We start from the raw sequence: 25,475 nt of genomic DNA, 5'->3' as shown, positions 1-25,475 counted from the left end.
TGAATACAACTGCGGCTTTCCTCCGTTGATCCGCTGCTTCGCTGGGATGGCCGGCCTTCAGGCGCGAGACGCGAGCAGCGGATGCTCAACGGCGGCTGGCCTGTCGCGACAGCAAGCGACTGTGCCGCTCGAGGACGGCGATACGGTCGCGGTCCATCATCATGGCACCATGAGTTACCAGGGTCCGAGGCTGCTACCGAGCCGCGTGAAAGCCTCGTCGAGGGCGGAGCGGCTTGGCTGCGCTACCAGCCACAGAACGATCGACCTCTGCTGGCGCAACCAGTCCGGAAGGTGGACGCCCGTTCAATCACGGGCGTTCGCGGGCCTGATGCTCAACTCCAGCCTATCGAGCTCCTCCTCCGCACGACGGAACGCGTCATCCCCAATGGCCCCTGAGCTTCTGAGATCCTCAATGGCTTCCCGCGATGCCGCCACGAGGCGCCGCCGCAACACATTGTCCGCGCTGTCGCGAGGGTCTCCGCCGCGTCGAGCTTCGCCCAGGGCCTCGAGGTACTCCAGCCGGAGCCGCTCCGCGGCCGGCGTGGCGTCGCCTTCCAGCTCATTCATCGCCGCTTTCAGCGCGGCTTTCCGGGCAAGGCTGAGCTCCGTCTGGATCGTCGCATCCCGCGGCAGGCGAAGGACCGTGAGCAGAGAACGGAGCGTCAGCCCCTGGATCACCAAGGTGCCCAGCACCACGACAAAGGCGGTGAGTTGGATGAAGTCGCGATGGGGGAAGCCCTCCGGGAGAGCCAGCGCGGCTGCGAGCGTGACGATGCCGCGCATCCCGGACCATCCAACTACGAGGCCGGCCCTCGCACTTGGCGCAGACGGTGCGGCGTCGGTCGAAGGGCCGCCGGACAAGCGGGTCTTCAGAACCAGCCCAGCGTGGTACGTCATGACCCAGGCGATGCGGACCGCGATGACGACGGCCAGGATAACGAGGGCCATCCCCACGGAGCGCAGGCGCTCCGGACCGGAAAGCGCTTCGAGAATGGGACGCAACTGAAGCCCGATCAGCGTGAACGCCAGGACGTTCAGCACCACGGTGACCGTCTCCCAGATCGCGAAGGACGGCACCCTCAGGTGGGCGGGCATCGGAGAGACGCTTCGACGCGCCACGGAAAGCCCGAAGACCACGATGGTGACCACGCCCGAGAGGCCGAGGCGCTCAGCGGCGAGCCAGACCCCGAAGGTGATCACGAACTGGAAGATGACCGAGGTGGGCGCATCCTGGATGCGCTCCATCAGCAGGCCGACCGGCCGGGCGAGGAGCCAACCGACCACGACGCTGCCGAGGACAACGAGCGCAAAGGTCGGAAGCGCGCCGGTTACGCTGAAGCTGCCGGCCGCCACCGCGCCGACGGCCAGCCTGTAGATGAGAAGCGCCGAGGCGTCGTTCAGCAGGCTCTCCCCTTCCAGCACCACCCGGATGCGGTGCGGCGGATCCACTTGCCGCATCACCGCCAGGGCCGCGACGGCATCGGGCGGCGCGAGCAAAGCGCCGAGCGCGAAGGCCGCCGCCCAGGGCAGGTCGGGCAGAAGCTGACGGGCGGTGAAGGCCACCGCGACGGTCGTGAGCGCGACGGCCACCAGGACGAGCGACAGGACGGCGGCCCAATTGCGCCGTAGGTCTCGCAGCGAGGCATCGTAGGCGGCATCCAGCAGCACGGGGGCCACGAACAGGGCCAGGATCAGGTCAGGGGGCAGATCGAGGCGAGACGCTCCCGGGATGAAGGCGATCAGCGCGCCGCCCAGGGCAAGCAGCGTCGGATAGGGGATGTTCATCCTTCGGGCGAACAGCGACAGGATCGTCGCGCCCAGCAGGAGCGCCAGAATGGTCTCGAACACGTGCATCAGGGCGTGCGCCTCTCCAGACCCCATGCGACCCATTCAGGAGTCCGGCCGTGCTGGGTTTTCAAGCGACCCACCACTCGGTTCATCCGGTTATGCGATACCCGCGGACCAGCGCCCGCCTCGAGGAGCGAACTCGACCTTCAAGGCGAAGCCGGGATTAGCCGCTTCGAATAGGGGAATTCCCTCATGCAGCGTCCATGGCCGCGCAGTAACGTTCACCTGCTTCCAGTTCCCAATTACAGCGTCGAACATGAGGTGCAAAGTGAACAGGTTTCATGCATTCGCCATACTGGCTTTGACAACGGCGGGCCTCTCAGGGGCAACGGTGCTTGCACACGGAGTGGAAAAGCCAAGTACCGCGAAGATGACATACGTGAAAAACGCCCAAGCAATGGACATCAAGTCGATGTCCATGCCTGGCATCGAGGCCTTCCTGCAAGATGTCGTGGGATCCGATGGTGGGCCGGCGCCACTTGCATGCGGCCTTTTCCGGTTGGAGAAGTCCGAGCCACTCAAATACGAATACACCTATGATGAAGCGAAGATCATCCTGGATGGCGAGATGACGGTCTCCGATGGAACGACAACGGTCGAGGCTCATCGAGGCGACGTCTTGTTCTTTCCGAAGGGCTCCACCATTACCTTTACGACCGCCAGTTCAGGACTCGGTTTCATCTGTGGACAGCGGCAGCGGGATGCTGCCTAGCGGTGCTGCGCCTCAGCGTTGACCCGCTGAGACGTCACACTGAAATAAAACAAAAGCCAAGGAGAGATGTCCAACATGTGTAACACGGTAACGCGTGCGTTCTTGGCCGCTATTGCTCTGCCGCTGTCAGTGATTGGCAGCTACGCCCAAGACGGTCTCGAACTCTCCGATCTGACACGTGGAGACCCATTCTTCTACACGCGCGATCAGGTCGTGAAGGAAAGCGACGCGGTCAAGGCCCTTGTCGGAACAGGCCGCCCGGACAGAACCCACTCGCAGGTCCCGCACCTGCCCGTGTACTTCGGCTACATGAACACCAACTATACTTATCGGTTCATCACCGTAGCTGAACAGGTGATGACCATGATCGGCGAGGGCAAGCACGGCCTTTGGCGGCTTGAGGAGAATGGTACGATACGCGAATATCTGCGCAACGGCGCCGCTGGGTTGAAGCCCGGTTCCGACATATTTGCGGAAGGCAACCTCGCTGTCATAGCCGACAATTACAGCAACTATCTGCCCGATGAGGGCTTTGACGGATACAAGTATCCGGATCAGCGCGTAAACTCGAACGGCGAATTGAACTATGTGGACCTGCCTGTCAGCCACCCGAAATACAAGGGGAAATACGCCAGGCACGAGCCGATCGATTTGCCGAATTTCTACTGCACGATGTCGGAGAGTGATTACCCGTACGCACGCCAGGCCCTAAGCTTTGCGTTCGCGCAACCCGGCGCGAACAAGATTGGCCCTCTGGGACGACGGGCTGGCCTGGACGTCAGGGAAAACTACACGAATGTGATCAGGCTTGACCACTTTCCGGATGCGAGAGCATGGGTGAATGTCGGCCAGGAGGGGGCGGACGGATTGCACGTCAAGTGGGAGGCGGTCGACGCAACCAGGACGCGTGCCGAATACTACCTGGTGGAACGACCCTTCTTCAACAAACCATACATCTTCATAATGGCCGTCTTCGACAATGAGGACAACGATGACTTTCGGTACGTGCGTCCGGCCGGCCCGTACTTTGATCATCTGAGAGACAGGGGAGCAGCGGCAAAGACCAGCCTTACTGCCGCACCGGCCTTTCATCTCGAGAACGGCCAATCCGGCAGGCCCGTCGGCCTGCCGATCTATGGGGTTCACCACCCCAACCGAGCCGCATTCGGCGGGGGCGGAGCCTGCCCGCTCAAAGGCGGTGATTGGGGACGCTATCCCGATCCGAGCGGCGGAGCAGGCTGGCCGACGCAATACGAGGAAGTCACGCCTCTGTGCGACGCCGTGCTGGTCGATATCAAGTTCTACAGCAACCTCGACGGAAGGGATTGGAACGACTCCCACAAGTATCTGGCCAACGCCGGCGCCGGCTCCCGCACGGTTACGTACAAGGTCCAGCCTGGTGAGTACGGCGCCTTTACCGATCCCTACAATACCAGTCGTGGCGTGAAGAATTCCGAAAGCCAGTACGTGCCGAGCGAGGTGACCTTGACGTATCCCACTGCCGAGGCCCCGGTTGCCTATACGCCCGTGCCTCAACCTGCCTTCCAGAAGGCGGAGTTCCCAGCCGCAAGCACATCGTGCCGCCCGATTCGGATGGCGCAGTGACGACGGTGCCGTCCGCTCGGTGGAATTCAGGACCTGTCCCCGGGTAGCAAGGTGGGCGCGCGGCGATGGTCCGCGCGCGTCGATCTCGCAATTCGACCAGGAACTTCCCCGGTCACCCCTTCGGAGTGATGGATGATGAATGATGCCTGCGTATGTTGCCCGCAGATGGCTTTAGAGCCAAAGCTGGCATTTGCTGATCAGCTCCGCTTGATTGGCGGCACCCAATGTGAGTCGGGCGTTTCGGAGTTGGTTTTCGACGGTCTTCACCGACTTGCCCAGGCTCTCGGCAATGCTTTTGTAGCTTAGTCCGGCAGCCGCCAATCTGATGGCCTCCAACTCGGATTGGCTTGGTTTGCGTGCCAATGTTTCCCGTCTGGATTGGTGCCAATGGTGGCTTATCCATGCGATGGGCCCGAAGAATGCGTCGCAGAAGTCGTGAACAAGCCTCAATTCATCCGAGCGCCAGGAATGAGTGTCGTGCGTATAATCCATGCATACCAAGCCCACGGGCTGTCGCTGGTATGACAATCTCTGAAACAGAATGGACCTGCTCTGGATTGCACTGAAGACATCACGGGAGTCGCGTAGAATGGGGACCGTGGCTACGTCATCGCAAGCAACTGGTGCTCTTTGCTTCCAGGCATGCTGAAATACGATCTTCCTGTTGGGATAGACCGCATTGTCGCACCGGGGCGGATCTGAGCGCGGACTGTAAAAAACAGAATTAGGTGCATACAGTTTGTCGTCCGGCCGCAGAAAGCCGCAATCAGCCCTGCAAGCCGAAACCTTGCACACCAGGAATTGCAGGGCCACTTCCATGACATCGTCGGGATCGTCGATCACCAGGATCATGTGGGCGGCGCAATTCAGAATATCGCTGTGATATTCGCGGCGCTGAGCATCAAGAAAATGCTGCTTGAGGAGCTTTCTCGAGGGTGGCTCGTCCAGGAAGTCGATCATTTCCTCCTCTGCGCATTAGCCTTGCAGCTTACGGCTATTATCGTTGATTGGCGCCTGATGCCTCGCGAGCAGGGCGGTTGCCCGTTGCCCGGTTGCCGCCAGCAGCCGCCGCCGATTGCCGGAGTGCATCTATGCGACCCAACCCCGATACTTTGTCAAGGCGTGGTGACTCAAGGTCATGTTATCCGATATGACCTCTTTCCAGAGGGAAGCCGAGCTTGTCCGCAATGAACCTGCGCAGCAGGCTGGAACCGGGCAGGATCTCCTTGAAGGCGTCGGGTTCGCACTGTCAAGCCAAGCTTGAACGCTCCCACCTGTCCCCGTGGCACATGAATGGGTGGCCTACATGGGCCGGCCTTTCCGTTTGTGCAGGTCGCGAGCTTTTCCGTCGTTGACGCTTGATCGGAGAGCCGCGTTGCATCTCCGGCGCAATGTCCGCGGGCGGATGATGCCGACCGCGCCTGCCACGACCGGGCTCACGACGGCACAGGGCCCGGCAGACACCCGAGGCGCGCCAAGCGGACTCGTCCGGGCCCGCGGAGACCGAGCGGCTTCGGTCCTTCCAGAAACTGATGATCCTCTCCCGTCGGGTCCGCGGGGCGGAACCCGGTGTGTTCATCCTCATTGATTCCTTCAGTCGGAGGAGAGAAACGATGGGCATCGACAAGGATCGCGTGGAAGGCTCCGCCAAGAACATGGGCGGGAAGCTCAAGGAGGGGCTTGGGAAAGCGACAGGTGACTCGAAGACCGAGGCGGAGGGCAAGGCCGACCAAGCTAAGGGCAAGGTCCAGAACGCCGTCGGTGGCATCAAGGACGCCCTGAAGGGCAAGTAAGGCCTAGCCGGAAGGCCGCGCCCAGCACGATTGCATCAGGGCTGGCAAGTCGGCGCGCCTGCCGTGCGCGTTCCAGATCGCGTCCGTTCCGTGTGGCGCCGGGGTTAGTCGCGCGTGTAGGTCTTGGGCAGGAGCTCCGCGAAGGTGCGGCGGATCCTGCCGTAGCACTCGCAGGCCAGCCCTTTGAGGCCGGCGCGGTCCTTCACGGTGATGACCCTCTAGCCTGCCGGATTAGCCCTGCGGTCCAGGGGTGGGACTTCGGCGCCTGGCTCGGGCTGGTGCCGCAGCAGGAATCGACAGGCGACCGCACGATCCTGGGCAAGATCTCCAAACGCGGCAACAAATACCTGCGGACGCTCTTCGTGCAGGCAGCTCACATCGTGCTGGTGCGCCGGCCGCATGGGGCGAGGCTGGGGCTGTGGATCGAGGCGGCCGGACGGCGGCTGCATCGCAACATGCTGGTGATCGCTCTCGCCAACAAGCTCGCCCGCATAGCCTGGGCGGTGCTGGCCCGCGGACATGCTTACGAGCCCCGAAGCGCCTCTCCTGCGGTGTGAGACGAACTTGCCCGTGAGCCTTTCCGGAACCGGTTCAGATCAACCATCCACACTGAGGAGTTGCTGATGACGCCAGTCAGCTAATCAACGACTTTCCCGCCGAGGTCTGCGAGCTGAAGGATGAGATGGACGAACGGTCTGCCCGGCGCAACCACAAGACTGGGTGCCAAAATGGCCCAACGAGGTCTTGCAGCTAGCGAGTCTTGGATGAGCGCGGATATCCATGATGGCCCGGAGCACAGGCTCCGCACAGAGGTCTAATACATTGATGCAGCTCTCACGTTCGCCAGTCTGCCAACTTCACCTTGCGACGCACGGCCGGACCATACATTTTGGCACGAGGCAGACGAAAGCCGAACTTCCGTAGTCAAAGGGTAAGCTGACCTTCACAAGGTCACGCTCAACGGCTCAGTTTGAACCCTGAGCGGACGATGGCGGCTTCCGTTCCGGACCGGTGCCGGCCTAGGGCTCAGAGCCGGCTGCCGGCCTCTTGCCCGCTTGGCTGCTCGGTCAGCGCGGATCGACTCGCCGCCAGATCGAATGCCTCTACGGGCAGAAACACGTCCTGTGAGGCTCGGAACACGAACCCCCTCAGGCCCGGTGCTCGCCTGCTCGCGGCTCACCAGCCAATTAGTCGAGACGCTCGTAATTTCCGTTATGCCATCGGTATATGGCGAACTCGATGCCTTGCGCGTCTCCCTTGGCGTCGAACGTGATCGGGCCGAGTACGGTTTCGACCGGTGCGGACCGCAGAGCGGCCGCGATAGCCTTGCCGTCGTCGCTCTTCGCGCGCTTCGTGCCTTCGGCCAGAGCCTGGATTACGGCATAGCTGAACAGGGTGAAGCCTTCCGGATCCTGACCTGCGGCCCGCATGCGCTCGACCGCCTGTTTTGCCGAAGGCAAGGCGCGCGGATCGGCCGGGAACGGAAACAAGACTCCCTCGCCCGCTGGGCCCGTAATGGACCAAAACTCCGACGTCATGAACGAGGAGTTTGCGACGAAATCAAAGTGGATTTTTTGATCTGCGGCTTGCCTTAGAATCAACCCAGCCTCTTGTGGGTAGCCCCCGAAATAAACAGCGTCCACTCTGAGCGACTTCAACCGAGAGACGACGGAGGTGTAATCTTTCTCACCGGGATTGATTCCGTCATAAATAACTTCGGCGAGACCGGATGTGTTCATCTCCTCCTTCACATGATCGGCGAGGTTCTTGCCGAAGGCGGTCTTGTCGTGAATGAAGGCAATTCTCTTTCCGGCGTAGCGCTTCGCGAGCCACTGTCCCATCAGCTTGCCCTGCACGTCATCGCGCACGAACAGCCTCATGATGGTCGGCCAACCCTTTTGCAGGGCATTGTCGGTGAGCTTCGAATTGAGCGAGCCTGGGGTCATCATAAGCACGCCGCCTTCGGCATAGATCTCTGATGCGGGAATCGAGGCACCCGAGCAGAAGTGGCCGTCGACGAGGGTGATCCCGGCAGCCACGATGCGGTGAGCGACCAACACTGCTTGCTTGGGGTCGCAAGCGTCATCGTGGAGCGAGAGTGCGATCCTGCGGCCTTCGACCCCACCCTGGCTGTTAATAACGTCCGAAGCCGCTTCCGCACCGCGCCGGATCTGCTCACCCCCATAGGCATTCGAGCCTGTGATGGGCACCGCAACGGCAATGTGGAGGTCCTTGGCGCTTGCTGGCGAAAGACTGAGGCCAAGCCAGACCATCAGAGCGAGTTGCGAGCGCATCGTGCCTCTCCTTGAGCCGAGAAGCGGGAATCGTGTGATCAGGGGCGGCGCTAGGGATCCTCTGTCTCAGTTGTGGCTGGATTGCGGAACCTGCGCCATCGAGCCCGATCTGGTGTCGACCCGGGATGGTGTCCTCATCGCGCGGCACGAACCCATGCTGAGCGGAACGACGGATGTGGCGGACCGCCCGGAATTCGCCGCCTGCAAGACGACCCGCAAGGTCGATGGCGTGGAGGTGACCGACTGGTTTGCCGGCGACTTCACGCTGGCCGAGATCAAGCAGCTCCGCGCCAGGCAGGCCATGGCGGACCGCGACCCGTCGAAGAACGGGCAGCTCCAGATCCCGACCTTGCAGGAGATCATCGACCTCACGAATCCGAGTCGACGCGCACGAGCCGGACGATCGGGATCGCTCCCGAGACGAAGCACCCGACCTTCCATCATGCGATTGGCCTGCCCCTTGAGGATCGCCTCGTCGGAATGCTGGAGGCCGCCGGCTGGACCGGAAAGACCGCGCCTGTCGTCATCCAGAGCTTCGAGGTCGCCAATCTCAAGTATCTGCGGTCCAGGACCGGGGTGCGCCTTGTGCAGCTCTTCGATGCCGAGGATGTCGACACGGACGGCCATGTCGTGCTCGCTGCACCCTACGCACAGCCTTACGATTTCGTGGTCACGGGTGACACGCGCACCTACAAGGATCTCGCCTAAAAGGCTGGCCTCGCCGAGATCAAGACCTATGCCGACGGGGTCGGCCCCTGGAAGCCGTATCTCCTTCCGACCCGGCAGGTCGACCGGAACCAGGATGGCCGGCCGGATGACCTCAACGGCGATGGCGCATTCGATGAGCGGGATCGCGTGATCGCGTCCCCGAGCACGCTCGTGAAGGACGCCCATGAGGCAGGCCTTCTCGTCTTCACGTGGACCTTCCGAAGCGAACCGAAGCGTCTTGCGGCATCATTCAACGGCGATCCGGCAGCCGAGTACAAGGCGTTCTACGATCTCGGAGTTGACGGAGTGTTCAGCGACTTTCCGGATGCCGCCGTCAAGGCCCGCTAGCATCCGTTCCAGGGTCACGCCCATGTCGAAGGCGTGGACGCGTGTCGAGCGCCGGAAGAGGAATCAAGGGCTCGTTTCCGGCAACACGGCCTTGATGATTAAGCCATAAGGGATGCATGCTCCGGCTTGGTGACGCCAACATGGACGATGAGCCATGCGCATCAACAAGCAAGGCGATCGCGGAACCGCTAGGACTTACGCCACGTGTCCGAGACCGCCACATCGCCGGTGATTGGTGGCCAATCGGCCGGCGGGGCGGCACGGTCATTCCTGATCCTTGCCTCCCTTCGAGGCTTTCGGATCTCCTGGCTTCCGCGGGATATGGTTGCCGGCGTGATGCTAGCGGCAATCGCCATTCCCGAGCAGCTCGCCACCGCCCGGCTCGCCGGCATGGCGCCGGAGACCGGTCTCTATGCGTTTGCCGCCGGCTCCCTGGCATTCGCGGTGTTCGGGGCCAATCGCTACATGTCGGTGGGGGGCGATTCGACCATCGCGCCAATCTTCGCCGGTGGACTCGCAGCACTGACAACGGCGGCAACGCCGCACTATGCCGAACTCGCCGGCACGCTTGCGCTGCTCGTCGGGATCATTCTCGTCGCGTCTGGTCTCCTTCGCGCCGGCTGGCTCGCCGGCCTTCTCTCGATCCCGGTGACCACGGGTTTCCTGGCGGGCATCTCCGTTCACATCATTGTCGGGCAGTTGCCCGCGATCCTCGGTATTCCCGATACGGATGGGCCTGTACTGGCCCGGCTGGTCCACGTTCTCGCCCGCCTGGACGATGCCAATCTCTATGCGGTCGTGATCGGCCTTGCCGTGTTCGCCGTCAGCCTGGGGGCCGAGCGGATCAGCGCACGGATCCCAGGTGCCTTGATCGGCCTGGTTGCCGCCGGCCTTGCCGTAGCCGCGTTCCACCTCGATGACCGCGGCGTGACCGTTCTCGGTACGATCTCGGCGAACCTGCCAACGCTGGCATTTCCGTCATCCGGACGGGTGCACGATCTGGCCCACCTGGTTCCCCTTGCCCTGGTCATCGCAATGGTCTGCATCATGCAAACGGCGGCCGTCGTGCGGGCCTTCCCATCGGAGACCGGCACTTCCGAGAATGTCAGCCGCGACTTTGCCGGGGTGGGCGCGGGATGCGTGCTCGCGGGCCTGATCGGTGCTTTCACCGTCAACGCCAGTCCGCCACGCACAGCCGTTGTCGCCGAGTCCGGAGGGCGATCGCAGATTGCCTCCGTTTTCGGCGTCGCCGTGATCGCTGCCGTGCTGCTCCTGGCGGCCGGCGCACTGGCGTATGTGCCGCATGCCGCATTGGCTGGCGTTCTGGCGTCCATCGGATTGCGGATCGTCCGGGTGCGGGACATCGTCCGGATCTTCCGTCACGGCGGTTACGAGTTCCTCCTGCTGGTCGCGAGCGCGATGCTGGTCGTCCTGCTTCCGATCGAGACCGGCATGCTGCTCGCCGTTGTCCTGTCGCTCCTACACTCGCTCTATATCTTCTCACGGCCGCCCTCCGGGCCGTTACTGCGCGTCCCGGGGACGACGCTCTGGTGTCCCCCGAGCCCTGACCGGGCTGGAGAGCACGTGGCAGGCGTGCTGGTCTTCGCGCCGGGAGCGCCGCTCAACTTCGTGAGCGCAGATTACATTCGCAACGAACTGCGGCAGGCGCTGGCCATTGCACCCGAGCCCGTCGAGCTTCTGGTCATCGACGCGAGCGCCGTGTTCGACATCGACTACACGGGATCGCAGGACCTCCAGCGGACGATTGCCGGCCTGCATGAGCAGCACACCGACGTGGCCATCGCCCATCTCTCGGTGGAGTCGGTCCGACGCGAAGCCGAGCGGACCGGCTTGCTCGATGCGATCGGCCCGAACCGGGTTTTTACCTCCGTGGAGCAGGCAATCCAGGCGCTCGGACCCGGCCGCCCGAGCTTCAGTCCGAGGCCGTCGACGCCGCACTGAGTCCCGAGGACGGACGAGGCGATGCCGCTGAACATTTCTCTGCGGAAGGTCCGGGGTTGCCACGCTGCACCACCAGTCACTTTGGAGATTGCTCATGCCGGAATCCCAGGAGGCCACCCCCTTGGCGTCGGATACGGCCCCGGCTCTGCCCCGCACCCCTGCGGGCGACACGGAGCCGGCCGTCGCGGCACTCGTCGACGCGACGGGAATCCTGCTGCCCGCGAGCGCCAGCGATGTGCAACAGCGGATGACCGCAGGACGATTCTTCTGGCTCGATGTCTTCACCGCGGACGCCACGGCTCGCAGCGCCATGATCGCCCAACTCGGCCTCGCGGATGCGGACCACGGCTGGATCCTGCGCTTCGGGCAAGCTCCCCGGATGTCGATCCTGCCCAGCGGCGCACGCGTCGTGACCATGGCAATCGGTGCGGAGGATCAGTCAACCGAGATGCACGTCCTGTGGACCGAGGCATGGGTCGTGACCGTGTGGGCGGGGAACGCCGCCTCGCTGCGGGAGGTCCGCGAGCGCTTCGTCACCCGATTGCGCGGGACGCACGAGACCGCCTTCATCTGCGGGACGGCCCTGCTTCTGCTCCTGCTCTCGACGGTCGATGACAGCCTGACCCGGGCCCGTGCGCAGCTCTATGCGCTGGAGGACTCCCTGGATGGTTTGACCACGGCCGATCTGAACAACCTCCGGTCGCTCCGCCGGCGGATCCTGAAGGCGTCGGTGCACGCCGACCATTACTGCACGTCGGTCAGGAGCGCGGTCGTCGGTATCGACATCATGCCCGGCGTGGATGCCGAGGGCGCCTTGCTGGCGCGGGAATATGCCGATCACGTCGAGGATCTGGCGCACCGGCAGGGGGCGCTTGCGGAGATGGTGAGGACTGTGGCTGGCGACATTCCCGCCGTCATCGCCCGGAAGCAAAGTCAGCGCATCAACCAGCTTACGGTGATCTCCGCGATCTTCCTGCCGATTACCTTCCTGACCGGTTTCTTCGGAATGAACTTTCAATGGATGATCGGCGGGCTCGTCAGCCGGGAGGCCTTTTTCGTCCTGGCCGTTGCACTCCCGATCGCGATGATAACGGGCACGGCGATGCTTTTTGCGCGCGAGGGGTTCATCCGGCGACGGCGATCGGATGGCAACCCCTGACCGTGCCCTTGTGAAGCAATCTCATCGCAGGCACCCCACAGGTTCCCGAACGGGAGCTGTCGCCTCGTTCCATGGAGCGGCGGCCTTGAGCCGAGCCGCCTATTTTGTCGAGCCAGGAGAGTTCCGGCGAGCGGGTGGCATTTGCTCTCGAATCCATGCCGGCCGTTCGCGGGTTGCGAACAGGGGCGGCACACGCGGAAATCGGGCCGCCTTCGTCATCCAGGGGTCATATGGCTCCGGCAAGGGTGCCTTCAGCCACGGCGACACCAGTCGATTGCAGAACCGCTCCATCTGCCGTGGTCAGGTCCCCGGCCGCGGCCGGGGACCATGTGCCGTGCTCCGGGGCCGCGCTCAAGCCGTTCTGCTCAATCCCTGAGGGATGCAGCCCTCTTGGCCGTACCCGGCCTCACGCGCCCGGTGGGCCAGCCGGCCGTGAGAAATGCAGGAGGGTCCCGGGCCCGGAGGACTCCCGAGGCTTGAGGGTTTCCGCGGCCACGAACGGCAGGACTCCGCCCGCCAGGGTGACGGCCAGATCGGCGCCGCCGATCGGCGCGAGGCCGAGGAGGTTGCGGATTCCCGGCACGAGCAGGGTCGCCGACTGGGCGAGCGCGGACCCGACCAGGATCTTCGAGAGCGTCGGGTTGGGCGGCGGACGATCGGCCCCGAACAGGCTCTGCGTCGCCGAGCGGCACGTGAGGGCGTGCAGCAACTGTGCCGTCACGAGGCTCGCGAAGGTCATGGTCCGCGCCTGCGGGGAATCGAGGCCGTAGCGCAGCACCCCGACCGCCCCGGCCGCAAAGGCGCCCCCCGTCAGGAGCGCCGCATGCCGGGTGAGCGGACCGACATCCTCCGGGCGCACGATCGCCTCGCTCGCGGGCTGCGGCAGCCGCTCCATCACGTCCGGCTCCGGGGGGGCCAGCGCCAAGCCGATGCCGGGCAGGACGTCCGAGATCAGGTTGATCCACAACAGCTCCAGCGGCGTCAGGGCCGCCTGGGCGCCGAGGCCCGTGGCGGCCAGCATCAGGAGGATTTCGCTCGCGTTGGTGCCCAGGAGATAATGGATGGCCTTGCGGATGTTCGTGTGGATCGTGCGGCTGCGCGCGAGCGCCAGAGTGAGGGTGTTCAGATCGTCGGTATCGAGAAAGATGTCGGCGACCTCCCGGGCCGCCGCGGCCCCGTCCTGCCGCAGGGCGATGCCGATATCGGAGGCCCGCAGGGCCGGGCTGTCGTTCACGCCGTCCCCGACCATGGCGACCACGACCCCGGATTCCTGGAGGGCCTGCACGATCCGCAGTTTTTGCGCGGGGCTCATCCGCGTGAAGGCGTGGGCCTCCCGTGCGGCCGCCGCCAGATCGGGCCCGGAGAGATGCTCGAGGTCCGCGGCATCCAGGATCCTGATCTCCCCGGGGCCGTTCAGCCCGATCTGGTCCGCGACGGCGCGGGCCGTGGCGCCCTGGTCGCCGGTCAGCATCACGGTGCGCAGGCCCGCCCGGTGGAGCCTCTGCATGAGGTCGCGCAAGCCCGGCCGGACCGGGTCCGCCATGCCCACCAGCCCCGCCCAGGTGAGGTCTTCGATGGCCGCTTCCGCGTGGCCGGGATCGGCCGCCCCGATGTCCCGGGAGGCGAAGCCGAGCACCCGCAGCGCCTGATCGGCCATGCGGGCGTTGAGGCCCTCGATCTCTGCCCGGCGGGCGGCGGTCAGCGCATCGCGCCCGCCATCCGGCAGCCCCTCCCAGCGGCAGCGCGCGAGCACCTCCGCCGGGCTGCCCTTCACGGCGACGAGAATCCCGGGGCCGCGCGCATGGGTCGTGGCCATGAAGCGGTAGGCCTCGCTGCGGTGCTGCACCGACAGGCGTGGGAACTCGCGGCGCAGGGCCCGCGCATCGACGCCGCTGTCGAGCGCGACCTGCACGAGCGCGTTCTCGGTCGCCGACCCGGTCAGGGCAGGGCGGCCCTCCTGCTCGTCGATCTCCGTCTCGCTGCACAGGCAGGCGATCGCGAGCAGGGCGCGGATCCGCGGATCGGCCTCGGCCGTGATCGCCGCGCCGTCCGGGCCCACGAAGGCGCCGTCGCGAGCGCGGTAGAGATGCTCGCCCGCAGCCACCGTGGCGACCGACATCCGATTGAGCGTCAGCGTGCCGGTCTTGTCGAAGCAGACCATGCCGACCGAGGCCAGGGTCTCGATGGCGTCGAGGCGGCGCACCAGGATGCCATGCCGGCGCATCTCCTCGACCCCGAGCGCAAGGGTGGTGGTCGCCACCATCGGCAGCCCCTCCGGGACGGCGGCAACCGTCAACGAGAGAGCCGAGCGCGCCATCTGGAGCAGGGCGAAGCCGCGCAGCCAGCCGATGCCGAAGAGGACTCCGCCCGCCGCCAGGGTCGCCCAGACGAGCTGGCGACCGAGGCCATCGAGCTGACGCTGAAGCGGGGTCTCGGGCGCCAGGGTTGCTCCGACGAGACGCTGGATCCGGCCGACCTCGGTGCGGCCGCCGGTCTCGGTCACGACCGCGGAGCCGCTGCCGCCCGTGACGACGGTTCCGCGGTAGACCATGTTGACCCGCGCGGCGAGCGGCAGGCCCGCAGCGAGCGTCTCGCAGGACTTGACGATCGGCAGGCTCTCGCCGGTCAGCGTCGCTTCGTTGATCGTCAGCCCGCGGGCGCTCACGAGCCGTCCGTCGGCCGGGACCACCATGCCGCGGCGCAGGAGGACAACGTCGCCCGGAACGAGCATCGTCGCCGCGATCTCGTGCTGCGCTCCATCGCGGACCACGCGAACGGTCTGGGGGCTCGGCAGCGAGAGGCTTGCGATCGTGCGTTCGGCCCGGCTCTCGGTCCGATAGCCGATGACGGCATTCAGCCCGACCACGCTCGCGATCGCCGCGACCTCGAGGACGCCACCCGTGGCCAGGGACAGGACGGCGGCCCCGGCGAGCAGCGCGACGGGCAGGCTCTGGAACTGGTCCACGAGGATCGACCAATCCGAGCGCGTCGCGAGGCACGGCAGGGCGTTGGGGCCGTCCGTCGCGAGGCGCTCGCGGGCCGCGGCCTCGGCGAGGCCGTCCTCGGGGGATGTGTTCAGGAACGCGGTGAGGCGCTCCAGAGCCCAGGTGTGCCAGGGCTGGGCACTCTCGTCCCGGGAGGTGTCGTCCGGAAGCGCCACCTCGCCGCGCAGGAGCGCCGCCAGGAAGTCGGTGACCCGCTCGAGGGGCAGGGCGGGGTCGTACTGGACCGTGACATTGCCGGTCAGGCTGCTGGCGGTCGCGCTGTGGACGCCCGGCGCGATCGTCAATCCGCGCTCGAGCCGGTGCTGCAATTCGGGCGATCCGCGCAGCCCCTCGATCGCAAGGCGGGCCCGCCCGGGCACCACCGTGTGGAGCGGCTCGATGCGGACCGGTACCGGGATCGGAGCGACAGGTACTGCGGAAGGATTGGTCTCTGATCGCCGAAGCGCGACCGACAGGCCGTCATGCGGCCATGGACCCGGAGCTTCGTTCACGGATGGTCCCCCGGAACGGACGAATATCGCTCAATACAAAGCCATACGCTGCGGGCGACGGGCCGAACGGCAGGCGCAGATCGGCCCGAGGCGCAAATTCCCTTTACGGCAACAAGACTGGATCGGCCGCCCGTCAGGCGGGCGTGGGGCTTTCGGTCCTGCCGCGGCGGGCGCGCGAACCCGTCGTGGACTCGTCGGACTCCGCCTCGCTCCTGGATTGGGCCAGCTCGGACCGGGCTTCGCCGACGATGTCGCCCGTCCGCTCGTTGAGTGCGCTCATCGCGTCCCGGCCCTGGTCATAGGCAATGAGGCCGACCTTGATGACCGACTTCGCGAGCGGCCGGAGCACGGGAGCCATCATGGGCACGACGATCGCCGCGCCTGCCGCGATGGCAAGACCCGTGACGATGTTGCCGCCTTTGAACATGTCCTCGACGAATGACATCTGCGATCTCCGTTGTTCCCCAGCCCAATGTCACGTGGTCGGTGAAGGTGAAGCAAAGCCGGGCCGCGGATAGGCCTCGGCGGATTTCTGTTGTTCGGCCGTTGGTTCTGCGGGCTTCCGTTGTTCGGCTGTCGTTTCTGCGGGTTTCCGTTGCTCGGCCGTCGTCGCGGATTCCGCGAGTTCCGCCCGGGCCTCGGCGACGATGTCCCCGGTCCGCTCGTTCAGTTCGGCCAAGGCCACGCGGCCTTGGTCATAGGCGATGAGGCCGGCCTTGATGACAGCCTTGGCGAGGGGACGGAGCGCCGGCGCGATTGCCGGGGCCACAATGGCTGCGCCGACGCCGATCGCCAGCCCCATGACGATGTTGCCGCCCTTGAACATGTCTTCCAGCAAAGCCATTTCGCCCTCCGTATGAACGTGCCGACTCGGCCAATGGACCTCGGAAACGCTTCAGGTCAGACAACCAATTCAAGGCCGTCGAACATCGATACGGAAACGGATTGGAACTCACTGACGCTACGACGAACGCGCCGATCGCGTGACCTGGCGGCATCAATGAAACCCGCGCTTGCGCACTTCACCAGGATCACGAGACTTATTAGCCGTAGAAAGACTGTCACAGTCAACGGGATACAGGAGCGAAAATTCAGCGCATTGGATCAGCAAAATCGGAGGCTCGGAGCCACGAACGCACGGTGGTGGCGCGGCATTCCGCAAGCCGCCTCGCCGCTGTCACGATTGCGACGCGCAGCGCTGTTAACGGACCGCGGAAGCAGTCGGCTTGGCTGCTGCATTGACGGGAGCTGATTGTTGGCATCGTCTACGGGCAGTAAGTCGCGGGTGTCCTTCCGCAGCCTGCCAGGGCGGGTGACGGGATCGTCGATGAGCGGCCGTCCGCGCGTCCAACATGGGCGGAGCTGGGTCATGGTCCGGAAGGAGCCGCGATGACCAATGGAGGCGAAACCCCAGCGTTGGAGTCCGATGAGGTCCTCCTGAACGACGTGCTCGCGTTGCGGCGAGCTGTCGTCGAGGCCGCCGCCCCGATGCTCACGGAACTCCTACGTTCGACGGTTCCTGGCCCGTGTCTCGAGAACCTCGCTCACTATCTGGCCATTCGCCGTCAGGATTTGCGTCCCTTGCAGCGCCGGCTGATGCAGCGTGGGCTCTCCTCGCTCGGCCACATGGAGAGCCGCGTTCTCCCGACGCTCGATGCCGTCATCGCCGCACTCGCCGCGATGGCGGGACGGCCGAGTCCGCGACCCGCACCGACCGAGGACGCGTTCTTCGCTGGCGAAGCCGAGCTCGCGGCGGCCGCGGATGCCCTTTTCGGCGCGCCTCCCGCCCACCGACGGACCCGCATCATGATCACGCTGCCGTCGCAGGCCGCGAGCGACCCCGACTTCGTGGTCTCCCTGGCCCAGCGCGGGATGGATGTTGCCCGCATCAACTGCGCTCACGACGGCGCCGCGGCCTGGCGGGCCATGTCCGATCATGTGCGCCGCTCGGGAGATCTCGTGGGTCGTCGCCTCACGGTGCTCATGGACATCGCGGGACCGAAGATCCGCACCGAGGATGTCCTGGTTCCGAGCGACGGGCGAAAGCTCGCGCCCGGTGACGCCTTCCGCCTGATCGCGCAAGGCCCTCCAAGATCCACCGGGGACGTTCCCTTCTGTGCCGTCGTTTCACTCCCTGAGATCGTGAACCGCCTCAGCCCGGGTGACCGCGTCCGCTACAATGACGGCAAGCTCGAGGGAGTGGTCGAGAGCGTTGCCGACGGTGAGGCGCTGGTCCGCGTCCGCTATGCCAAGTCGGGTGGCGTGAAGCTGAAGCCCGAGAAGGGACTCAATCTGCCGGATACCGATCTCGGGCTCTCCCCGATCACCACGAAGGACGAGGGCGATCTCGTTACGGTTGTCGGCTGTGCCGACATGATCGGCTATTCCTTCGTGAGTCGCCCTGACGACATCGATCTCCTGGAGGCGGCGCTTTCGCGACATGAGGCAGGCGACCGGAAGCTCGGCTTCGTCGCGAAGATCGAGCGGCCCGAAGCTGTCGCCAATCTTCCGGGTCTGATCGCCCGGGCACGCGGGCGGCGCCCGTTCGGCGTGATGATCGCGCGCGGGGACCTCGCGGCCGAGATCGGTTTTGCACGCGTTGCGGAGATGCAGGAGGAGATGCTCTGGATCTGCGAGGCTGCGAGCGTGCCGGCGATCTGGGCGACGCAGGTTCTCGAGGATCTCGTCAGGACGGGCATTCCCTCGCGCGGCGAGATGACGGATGCCGCGATGGCGGCCCGGGCGGAATGCGTGATGCTCAACAAGGGTCCGGCCGTGGGGATTGCCGTCGAGACGCTCGATCGCCTTCTTGCGCGCATGGACGCGCATTTGTTCAAGAAGACGCCGACGCTTCGCGCACTGAAGTCCTGGTGATCGGCCTTCGAAGGATATCGAACTCTATTATCTATGTGTTCCCTTGCACGGAGTGCCCGAAGGCCGTCAGGGGACACCGGAGAAGGTATGCTGGGTACGTTTCTCTGCGTTCTGGTGATCGCCAACATTGCAAGCATCGTCCTCGCAGGTGCACGTTTGCATCGCAAGGCTCATCGACCTTCACATGATGCACACGGCGCGCCGGTCACCATTGTTCGACCTCTTCGTGGCGCCGAACCGTATATTGAGGTCAGCTAGAGACGGGCTTTCACCTGGACTACCCGGAATACGAGCTGATTTCTGTGTTGCCGAAAGCAACGATGACGTCATTCCGATCGTTCGGCGCCTGATGGCGGCGCATCCTCACGTCCCTTCGCGTCCTCTCATCGGTGACGTGCATGTGAGCGCCAATCCCAAACTCAACAACTGCATCAAGGGATGGGATGCGGCGCGTCACGAGTGGATCGTGCTCGCCGACTCGAACGTGCTCATGCCACCGGACTACATTCACCGTCTGATAGCGGCATGGCGGCCGGACACCGGGCTTGTCTGCTCAACTCCCATCGGCGCCTGCCCGCGGGGATTCTGGGCCGAGGTCGAGTGCGCCTTCCTGAATACATTGCAGGCCCGCTGGCAATATGCCGGCGAGGCGCTCGGGCTTGGTTTTGCTCAGGGCAAGAGCATGCTCTGGCACCGTCCCGTCCTGGACCGCAACGGCGGCATCCGGGCTCTTGCGGCCGAGATCGCCGAGGACGCGGCGGCCACCAAGCTGGTGCGCAGCGCAGGCCGGCGTGTCCACCTTGTCGGCATACCCTTCGACCAGCCGCTGGGACGGCGAACCCTCCGGGACGTTTGGGGGCACCAAGCCCGTTGGGTCCGTCTTCGCCGCGTGACCTTCCCGCTCTCCTTTGCACCCGAGCTGCTGACGACAGCCGTCATTCCGCTCGGCTTCGGGATCTGGGCAGCGCAGGCAGGTCAGGGTGCAATGGCCGCTGCCGTCATGTCGGCCGTCGTGCTCTGGTATGGCGCGGAACCCGTCCTGGCTGCCGGCAAGGGCTGGCATACGTCGCCCGGCTCCCGCTTGCCTTCCTGGTCCGTGACACCCTTATCCCGTTCGTGTGGGCTTCAGCGTGGCTCCATTCGAAGACGGTCTGGCGCGGAAATCGGATGAATAGCCGGAGCGGAGGCAGCGAGCTTGCCCCGGAGACGACTCCGGCGTGAGGGGTTCCGAGGTTCGCTCGCCGAGAGTGGCCGTATGTTCGCTTGCATCCGCCTCGGGTACGGTACGACCGGTATCGTTCACCAGGGCCGGAAACCGGCACGGCAATCACCGAATATCAGCCGGCGGGATCGGGCCCTTCGACCGTCGGCGCAATTTGGGACTCATCCTCCACCTGCGCCAACCGATGAGCGACGATCGCGTAGAAAAACAGGGACGCCGCCGGCCCCAGAAGTTGTCCTCGCGTGAACTGGATAAGGCTGAAAGCCGCGAAGGTCGCGGCCAGTCCCGGACTTCCGAGAACGCGAAGCGCGCTATGGGCATGCCAGAAGTGCTCGACCGCGTTTCCCAGGGGTCGGCCTTGAGTCAACTGATAAACCCCTAGGCCGGTCAGACCCGCCGAGATGGCATCCAGCAGGGGGGCAGCCTTTGCAGAGGCTCCATTGGAGTGCGGGGCTTGCGCAGCACTGGCGGGCCAGCGAACGTCCAGAATGTCCGATGCCAGGAGCGCTATCTGATCGGCCAGTCCTGCATGCCGGAGCAGAACGCTGCCCGTCTCAGGATTGGCGCGGGCCTCATGAACATTTGGGTCCTCGGCAAGGTGCTGGATCACCGATCGGAACCATTCCGTGTCGCCGCGCTTGGACGGAATCCGGAGGCGGACGCGCCCCGGAAGCTGGTGCTCGACGATTGCCGTGGGCGACGTCATGTCCGGGTCTCCCGTCGCGGCCAATTCCGTATGGACCCCGGACGGTGCGAGGCCGATGCAAGGACCGCCGGACGGGACTGCCGCGCCGACCAGGATAGCAATCTCCGGGCCCTCTGACACGTGAACTGACGAGCCGCTTCAATCGGATGGTTCGGGGCGGATCGGTCGCCGGAAGCGAGTCCAGGAAGAGGGCTGAGACATGCCGCCGGACAGACCCAACCTGGTGCCTCTGATTGCGCCTCCACGGCACGGCGATGGCCCGGAGCCAGTCTCGTTCGAGGAAGGCGCCCGCCGCCGGTTGAGGCGCAACCGCGGCCTCGCGACAGGGCTGCTGGCGTTCATGGGAACCGCCTTGGTCGGAACTCATCTGGTCCCGGATCCGGGATTCGGGACGCTCCTGATCCGCGCGACGGCAGAGGCAGGCGTCGTCGGTGGGCTTGCCGACTGGTTCGCGGTCACCGCGCTCTTCCGATATCCGCTCGGCCTGCGGATTCCGCATACGGCCATCATTCCCAACAACAAGGATCGCATCGGCCGAACCCTCGGCCGGTTCGTGGAAAAGAACTTCCTCACTGAGGAAGTTCTTCTCTCGAAGCTGAGAAGAGCCGAGGCCGGGCGGCGGTTTGCCGCGTGGCTGGCCGCGCCGGAGACGGCATCCCTGATTGCCGACTCGGTCGCCTCCGCCTTGCCGCGCCTGATCGAATCGTTGGCGAACCGTGATCTTCGCGAATTTGCCGATCGAACCTTAGGCGAACAGCTTCGGCAGGCGGACATCGCCCCGGTCCTCGGACGGGCCATCCAGGCCCTGACCGCGAGCGGAGAGGCCGATATCCTGTTCGAGCGCACCATCGGCCTCGCGGTGCATTGGCTGCAAGAGAACAAGAGCCAGGTCGACAAACTCGTTCGCGAACGGAGCCGATGGTGGATCCCGAAGGCCATTGACACCCGGATCGCAGCCGCGATCGTGTCCGGCGTGACCGACCTGCTGCAAGGCCTGGGGCGGCCCGAAAGCGAAGTTCGGCTGAAATTCCGCGACGCCTTGGCGGATCTCGTCGACGAACTGCTCAACTCACCGGAGCAAAGGGATAAAATCAACGCTTCGAAGAACCGGATTCTCAGCCATCCGGATGTGCAAGCCTGGCTGGGTTCGGTCTGGGGTGAACTGTCCCAGGTCGCATTGACCGATCTGGCGCGTCCGCAATCCAAGGTACGACACACCTTCGAGCACGCAGTCCGCCTCGTCGGACAGGTGCTCGCGACTGATCCGGCGATGCAGAAGCATCTCGACGACCTCCTCGAGCGCGCGGCGATTCACGTGATCGCCTGGAGGGGTGAAATCGGCACGTTCATCGCCGAAGTCGTCAGAAGCTGGGACGTTCGGACGCTCACGGATCGGCTCGAACTCGTGGTGGGAAGCGATCTCCAGTACATCCGGATGAACGGCACGGTCGTGGGGGCCTGCGCCGGGTGCGTGATCTTTCTGGTGACGTCGCTGCTTCCCTGATCAGACATGGACTCCGTCCGAGCATGGAGGGCTCGGGAGCTGTCATCGATCCTTCGTGCTTCGCGTGTAACTCCAGAGAAACCGCCGATCGGGTTTCCGATCGGCCATGTTGAGCAAACGAAGCGAGCGATCTCTCAGAGATGCACCCACGACAGCACGCCTATGTGGCCCACCGTTGCACCGGCCGTCTTCGACTCAAGGTCCCGGCGCAGCGGCACAATGGGCGATACTTCGCGAACCTGCGCCGGCAGCTCGGCGACCACCCCGAAATCGTTCGGATCGAGGTCAACCCGCTGACCGCGAGCGTCCTCATCCTTCACCGGGAAGGCTTCGATCTCCAGGATCTTCGTAACCAGTTCCTCGGACTCGAATTGGATTGCGCCGAGCGTCTGCCCGTCGTTCGACGCCCGGCTGCTCGGCCCATCGCCAGACTCGACAGCGGGCTTCGCCAAGTGTCGGGCGGAGAAGTCGACCTCGCGGCAGTGATCATGAAGGTCGCGCTCGCCGTGATCACAAGGGGCTCGGTTTTGCAAGTCGTGCAATGGATTGCCGAAGCGGTGCTGCGCGCTGCCATCAAATCCGTTATCGACCCGGACCGACAGACCCGCAACGCAGTGCAACTGCCCTCGCGGCAGGCGCTCCTCGCAGCCGCCTGAACTCCCGATTTCCACCCTCCCTGTCGTCTCGGGGCGGCGGCACCGTGCTTCACCTTCCATGGCGACCTGCGTCGAGTGCCGATTCGGCCCATCCAAGGGAGTACTCCGTCCCAGCGCACCTCCGTAGCGTTTCCCGCTCACTTCATCTCCTTACTGTCAGAGGTCACTGGCACTTGACCTCTTCCTTGAACGCGCCGCTGCCGGTGCGCTCGCGCCTCATTTCGCATCGCACATTTTTGTCCTCCTCCCATTCACCGCGGGCCTTGCGTTCGTGTTTCACCTCGCGGCCGCGGTCCGTGGACTCGTCTTGACGACGGCCGGGGAGGTGGAGCGTGCGGCCCAGCGTCGGGACGCCATGACGGGATCGGTCGTCAGCTACTCGCAGGGGGAAGGGCCGGGACGCTGCTCCCAACAGGGAGTTCGTGCTCCCGGGTTTCGACCACCTGCCGGTCCGAAATCATTCTGGACAGCAGTTTCGCGACCAGGACACGGTGGATCGGCTTCTCGAGGAAAGGCAGCTCCCGAAACCCGATCGGGATGAGTTCCAGGTCATCCCAGGACGTATAGAACAGAAGCGGAATGTTCCGGCGGTAAAGTTCTCCTGCCAGGTCGAAGGAGTGGCCATCCCGCAGGGCAATGTCGAGAACCGCCGCGTCGGGAAGGTCGTTTTCCATCCAGCTCACGGCTTGCGAGACCCTGTTGAACGGACCGACCACATCAAACCCTGCCCGCGCGATGGAGGCCACGAGGGGCAGGTCGGGGAGCAGTTCCCTCTGAAGCACCAGGACACACGGCTGAGTAGACGGCTCATCAATCGAGGCTGAGCCTTGGTCCCCCGCAGCCGCTCCCGAGGGCTCCCCGGAGCCGTCCTCGTCCCGATCGGCCGGGTGTTCCGGGAATCACGGCACGACAGCGCGCGAACCGCGAAAGCTTGCGACGGAACCGATCCCGGTCTTTGCCCTTACGGACCTGACGCTTGGCGCATCGCGGCCATGCGCGGCTCAGGTCGTCCTCGACGGGGGGCATTGGCTCCGGGCAGCCCCTGGCGCCTCAGCATAGGGTGGACGGATGACGTGGACGGCTGCCCTTGGCTGGTTCTTTGCGGCTTATGCGCTGCTCACCGGCATCTACATCGTTCTCGAGAACAGGCGCCCGCAGGCGACGCTCGCGTGGATGCTGCTGTTCCTGCTCCTGCCGGGCATCGGCCTCGTCATCTACGCCCTGTTCGGGCGGGACAGAAAAGCCTTCAGCCGCGACCGCAAGCTCGCCCACCAGAACCTCGCTTCGACGGCCAAGCCGCTGCTGCAAGAGCTCCGAAGCCGCCAGGATCAGGAGATCGGCAAGCTCGAGATGCAGAGCCCAGTCCGGCGGCGGCTCATGTCGCTCGTGCGGCACAACTCGCATTCCGTGCTGACGGCCCGCAACCGCGTCTCTCTCCAGCAGAACGCTGCGATTCACTACCCCAGCCTGATCGAGGACCTGAGGCAGGCGCGGCGCACCATCGATCTCCAGTACTACACGTGGGCCGACGATGCCTTCACGCGGGAGTTGAAGGATATCCTCCTTGAGCGCGCGAGGAATGGCGTCGAGGTGCGGCTCCTCTACGACCCGTTCGGCTCGTTGTTCAGGCTCACCCGCCGCTACAGGCGGGCGCTTAGCGAGGGTGGCGTGCGATGGTCGCCGGTCTCGGCGCTGTGGCGGCTGCACACGATCTCCTACCGCAACCACCGCAAGATCGCGGTCATCGACGGGCGCGTGGGCTACACCGGCGGCATGAATATCGGCCAGGAGCACCTCGACGGTGGACCGGGCTTCGCGCGCTGGCGCGACACGCATCTGCGCATCGAGGGGGAGGGGGCGGAGGTGCTCCAGGCCGTGTTCCTCGTCGACTGGTACAACGCCACGGGAGAGGACCTTTTCGCGCCCAACCGGTTCCCGTCTCTCGGCAACGAGAGGCCCGCTGTGGAAGCCTCCGGCGCAAACGATGGCCACCTGCCGTTGCAGATCCTGACATCGGGACCGGACTCCGAGTGGCGCGCCATCCGACAGCTTTACTTCGCGATGATCGTCTCCGCCCAGCGGCGCGTCCGCCTCCAGTCCGCCTTCTTCGTCCTCGACGCCACCATTGCGGAGGCGCTCAAGTCCGCGGCGCTGGCCGGCGTCGCGGTCGAGGTGATGGTGAGCGACCGCGGTGAGGGCCTGAACCAGACACCCTACTGGGCGGCGAACACCTACCTGGCCGAAGTCGCGGCCGCGGGGGTGCGGGTTCACATCTACAGGAAGGGTTACCTGCACGCGAAGACGATCAGCATCGACGGCGAGGTGTGCTCCGTCGGATCGGCCAATCTCGATATCCGCAGCTTCAGCATCAACTACGAGCTCAACGCGGTGATCTACGACGCGCGGCTGGCGAAGGAGCTGGAGTCGGCCTTCGAGCAGGATCTTCAGGACTGCCAACTGTTCAGTGCCGACGAGTATGCGCAGCGGTCTGCCCCGGGTCGGCTGCGTGATTTCATGGCTCGACTGTTCTCGCCCCTTCTCTGACTCTGCGACACATGGTGCCGTTCTCGGGTGAGCACTCACACGGG

General features: G+C 64.9%; 19 protein-coding genes and 3 pseudogenes. 14 read left to right on the top strand and 8 right to left on the bottom strand.

Annotation, left to right across the window (positions count from 1 at the left end; all coding sequences use genetic code 11):
• Positions 1-303: 303 nt before the first annotated feature.
• A complete protein-coding gene (locus BN1233_RS41940) occupies positions 304-1,854 on the bottom strand; it encodes a cation:proton antiporter (RefSeq protein WP_046869622.1) in 1,551 nt (516 codons plus the stop codon).
• Positions 1,855-2,227: 373 nt separating this feature from the next.
• Here BN1233_RS41940 and BN1233_RS41935 point away from each other — a divergent pair, with 373 nt between their 5' ends.
• Positions 2,228-2,560, top strand: a complete 333-nt coding sequence (locus BN1233_RS41935; RefSeq protein ID WP_244470780.1) for a cupin domain-containing protein — start codon at positions 2,228-2,230, stop codon at positions 2,558-2,560.
• A gap of 66 nt (positions 2,561-2,626) precedes the next feature.
• The gene (locus BN1233_RS41930) at positions 2,627-4,165 is read left to right on the top strand and encodes a hypothetical protein (protein WP_147707861.1); all 1,539 of its coding nucleotides are present in this window, start codon (positions 2,627-2,629) and stop codon (positions 4,163-4,165) included.
• Between the two features lie 171 nt (positions 4,166-4,336).
• Here BN1233_RS41930 and BN1233_RS41925 read toward each other — a convergent pair whose 3' ends face one another.
• Positions 4,337-5,125 carry a helix-turn-helix transcriptional regulator gene (locus BN1233_RS41925; RefSeq protein ID WP_046869620.1) on the bottom strand — a complete coding sequence of 263 codons (789 nt, stop codon included), beginning with the start codon at positions 5,123-5,125 and terminating at the stop codon, positions 4,337-4,339.
• A gap of 659 nt (positions 5,126-5,784) precedes the next feature.
• On the opposite strand from BN1233_RS41925, the gene BN1233_RS41920 reads away from it, so the two are divergent.
• Together BN1233_RS41920 and BN1233_RS41915 are read left to right on the top strand one after the other, a co-directional pair.
• Positions 5,785-5,958 (top strand): CsbD family protein, encoded by a 174-nt coding sequence (locus BN1233_RS41920; protein ID WP_046869628.1) that lies wholly within the window; start codon positions 5,785-5,787, stop codon positions 5,956-5,958.
• A gap of 245 nt (positions 5,959-6,203) precedes the next feature.
• A pseudogene (locus BN1233_RS41915) lies at positions 6,204-6,515 on the top strand (transposase); the annotation flags it as partial.
• 630 nt (positions 6,516-7,145) lie between these two features.
• Here BN1233_RS41915 and BN1233_RS41910 read toward each other — a convergent pair.
• The gene (locus BN1233_RS41910) at positions 7,146-8,252 is read right to left on the bottom strand and encodes a branched-chain amino acid ABC transporter substrate-binding protein (protein ID WP_046869618.1); all 1,107 of its coding nucleotides are present in this window, start codon (positions 8,250-8,252) and stop codon (positions 7,146-7,148) included.
• On the opposite strand from BN1233_RS41910, the pseudogene BN1233_RS51550 reads away from it, so the two are divergent.
• From BN1233_RS51550 to BN1233_RS41895, 5 genes and pseudogenes are all read left to right on the top strand, one after another.
• A pseudogene (locus BN1233_RS51550) lies at positions 8,161-8,610 on the top strand (glycerophosphodiester phosphodiesterase family protein); the annotation flags it as partial. The gene BN1233_RS41910 and the pseudogene BN1233_RS51550 sit on opposite strands and share 92 nt — an antisense overlap.
• Before the next feature lie 122 nt (positions 8,611-8,732).
• Complete coding sequence (locus BN1233_RS50390) at positions 8,733-8,960, top strand: hypothetical protein (protein WP_197094559.1); 228 nt, start codon at positions 8,733-8,735, stop codon at positions 8,958-8,960.
• A gap of 147 nt (positions 8,961-9,107) precedes the next feature.
• Positions 9,108-9,308 (top strand): glycerophosphodiester phosphodiesterase family protein, encoded by a 201-nt coding sequence (locus tag BN1233_RS50910; RefSeq protein WP_074078489.1) that lies wholly within the window; start codon positions 9,108-9,110, stop codon positions 9,306-9,308.
• Between the two features lie 204 nt (positions 9,309-9,512).
• Positions 9,513-11,270: a SulP family inorganic anion transporter gene (locus tag BN1233_RS41900; RefSeq protein ID WP_244470778.1), complete on the top strand. Its 1,758-nt coding sequence runs from the start codon at positions 9,513-9,515 to the stop codon at positions 11,268-11,270.
• Positions 11,271-11,364: 94 nt separating this feature from the next.
• Entirely contained in the window at positions 11,365-12,429 is a 1,065-nt protein-coding gene (locus BN1233_RS41895; protein ID WP_046869617.1) for a CorA family divalent cation transporter, read from the top strand.
• 406 nt (positions 12,430-12,835) lie between these two features.
• Here BN1233_RS41895 and BN1233_RS41890 read toward each other — a convergent pair whose 3' ends face one another.
• From BN1233_RS41890 to BN1233_RS44045, 3 genes are all read right to left on the bottom strand, one after another.
• A complete protein-coding gene (locus tag BN1233_RS41890; RefSeq protein WP_048708487.1) occupies positions 12,836-15,925 on the bottom strand; it encodes a cation-translocating P-type ATPase in 3,090 nt (1,029 codons plus the stop codon).
• A 133-nt stretch (positions 15,926-16,058) separates the two neighbouring features.
• Positions 16,059-16,370: a DUF5132 domain-containing protein gene (locus BN1233_RS41885; RefSeq protein ID WP_046869616.1), complete on the bottom strand. Its 312-nt coding sequence runs from the start codon at positions 16,368-16,370 to the stop codon at positions 16,059-16,061.
• A gap of 30 nt (positions 16,371-16,400) precedes the next feature.
• On the bottom strand, positions 16,401-16,769 hold the full coding sequence (locus BN1233_RS44045) for a DUF5132 domain-containing protein (protein WP_052764149.1): 369 nt from the start codon (positions 16,767-16,769) through the stop codon (positions 16,401-16,403).
• A gap of 545 nt (positions 16,770-17,314) precedes the next feature.
• On the opposite strand from BN1233_RS44045, the gene BN1233_RS41875 reads away from it, so the two are divergent.
• Both BN1233_RS41875 and BN1233_RS41870 read left to right on the top strand, forming a co-directional pair.
• On the top strand, positions 17,315-18,799 hold the full coding sequence (locus BN1233_RS41875; RefSeq protein ID WP_046869615.1) for a pyruvate kinase: 1,485 nt from the start codon (positions 17,315-17,317) through the stop codon (positions 18,797-18,799).
• A gap of 87 nt (positions 18,800-18,886) precedes the next feature.
• Positions 18,887-20,020: pseudogene (locus BN1233_RS41870) on the top strand (ceramide glucosyltransferase).
• 116 nt (positions 20,021-20,136) lie between these two features.
• On the opposite strand, the gene BN1233_RS44040 reads toward BN1233_RS41870, so the two are convergent.
• Positions 20,137-20,727 carry a hypothetical protein gene (locus BN1233_RS44040; protein ID WP_048708485.1) on the bottom strand — a complete coding sequence of 197 codons (591 nt, stop codon included), beginning with the start codon at positions 20,725-20,727 and terminating at the stop codon, positions 20,137-20,139.
• A gap of 199 nt (positions 20,728-20,926) precedes the next feature.
• On the opposite strand from BN1233_RS44040, the gene BN1233_RS41860 reads away from it, so the two are divergent.
• Both BN1233_RS41860 and BN1233_RS48130 read left to right on the top strand, forming a co-directional pair.
• Positions 20,927-22,231 (top strand): DUF445 domain-containing protein, encoded by a 1,305-nt coding sequence (locus BN1233_RS41860; protein ID WP_046869614.1) that lies wholly within the window; start codon positions 20,927-20,929, stop codon positions 22,229-22,231.
• Positions 22,232-22,371: 140 nt separating this feature from the next.
• Positions 22,372-22,887: an HMA2 domain-containing protein gene (locus BN1233_RS48130; RefSeq protein WP_147707860.1), complete on the top strand. Its 516-nt coding sequence runs from the start codon at positions 22,372-22,374 to the stop codon at positions 22,885-22,887.
• A gap of 371 nt (positions 22,888-23,258) precedes the next feature.
• On the opposite strand, the gene BN1233_RS44035 is transcribed toward BN1233_RS48130, so the two are convergent.
• Complete coding sequence (locus BN1233_RS44035; protein WP_048708483.1) at positions 23,259-23,669, bottom strand: response regulator; 411 nt, start codon at positions 23,667-23,669, stop codon at positions 23,259-23,261.
• A 286-nt stretch (positions 23,670-23,955) separates the two neighbouring features.
• Between BN1233_RS44035 and cls the strand changes: the two genes are divergently transcribed.
• Positions 23,956-25,431, top strand: coding sequence for a cardiolipin synthase (gene cls / locus BN1233_RS41840; protein WP_046869611.1), 1,476 nt, complete (start codon positions 23,956-23,958; stop codon positions 25,429-25,431).
• Positions 25,432-25,475: the final 44 nt, after the last annotated feature.

The sequence above is a fragment of the Microvirga massiliensis genome (genome assembly GCF_001006805.1).
GTDB lineage: Bacteria > Pseudomonadota > Alphaproteobacteria > Rhizobiales > Beijerinckiaceae > Microvirga > Microvirga massiliensis.
Note: the sequence above shows the minus strand (reverse complement) of the source record. Positions and strands in the feature narration are given on the sequence as shown.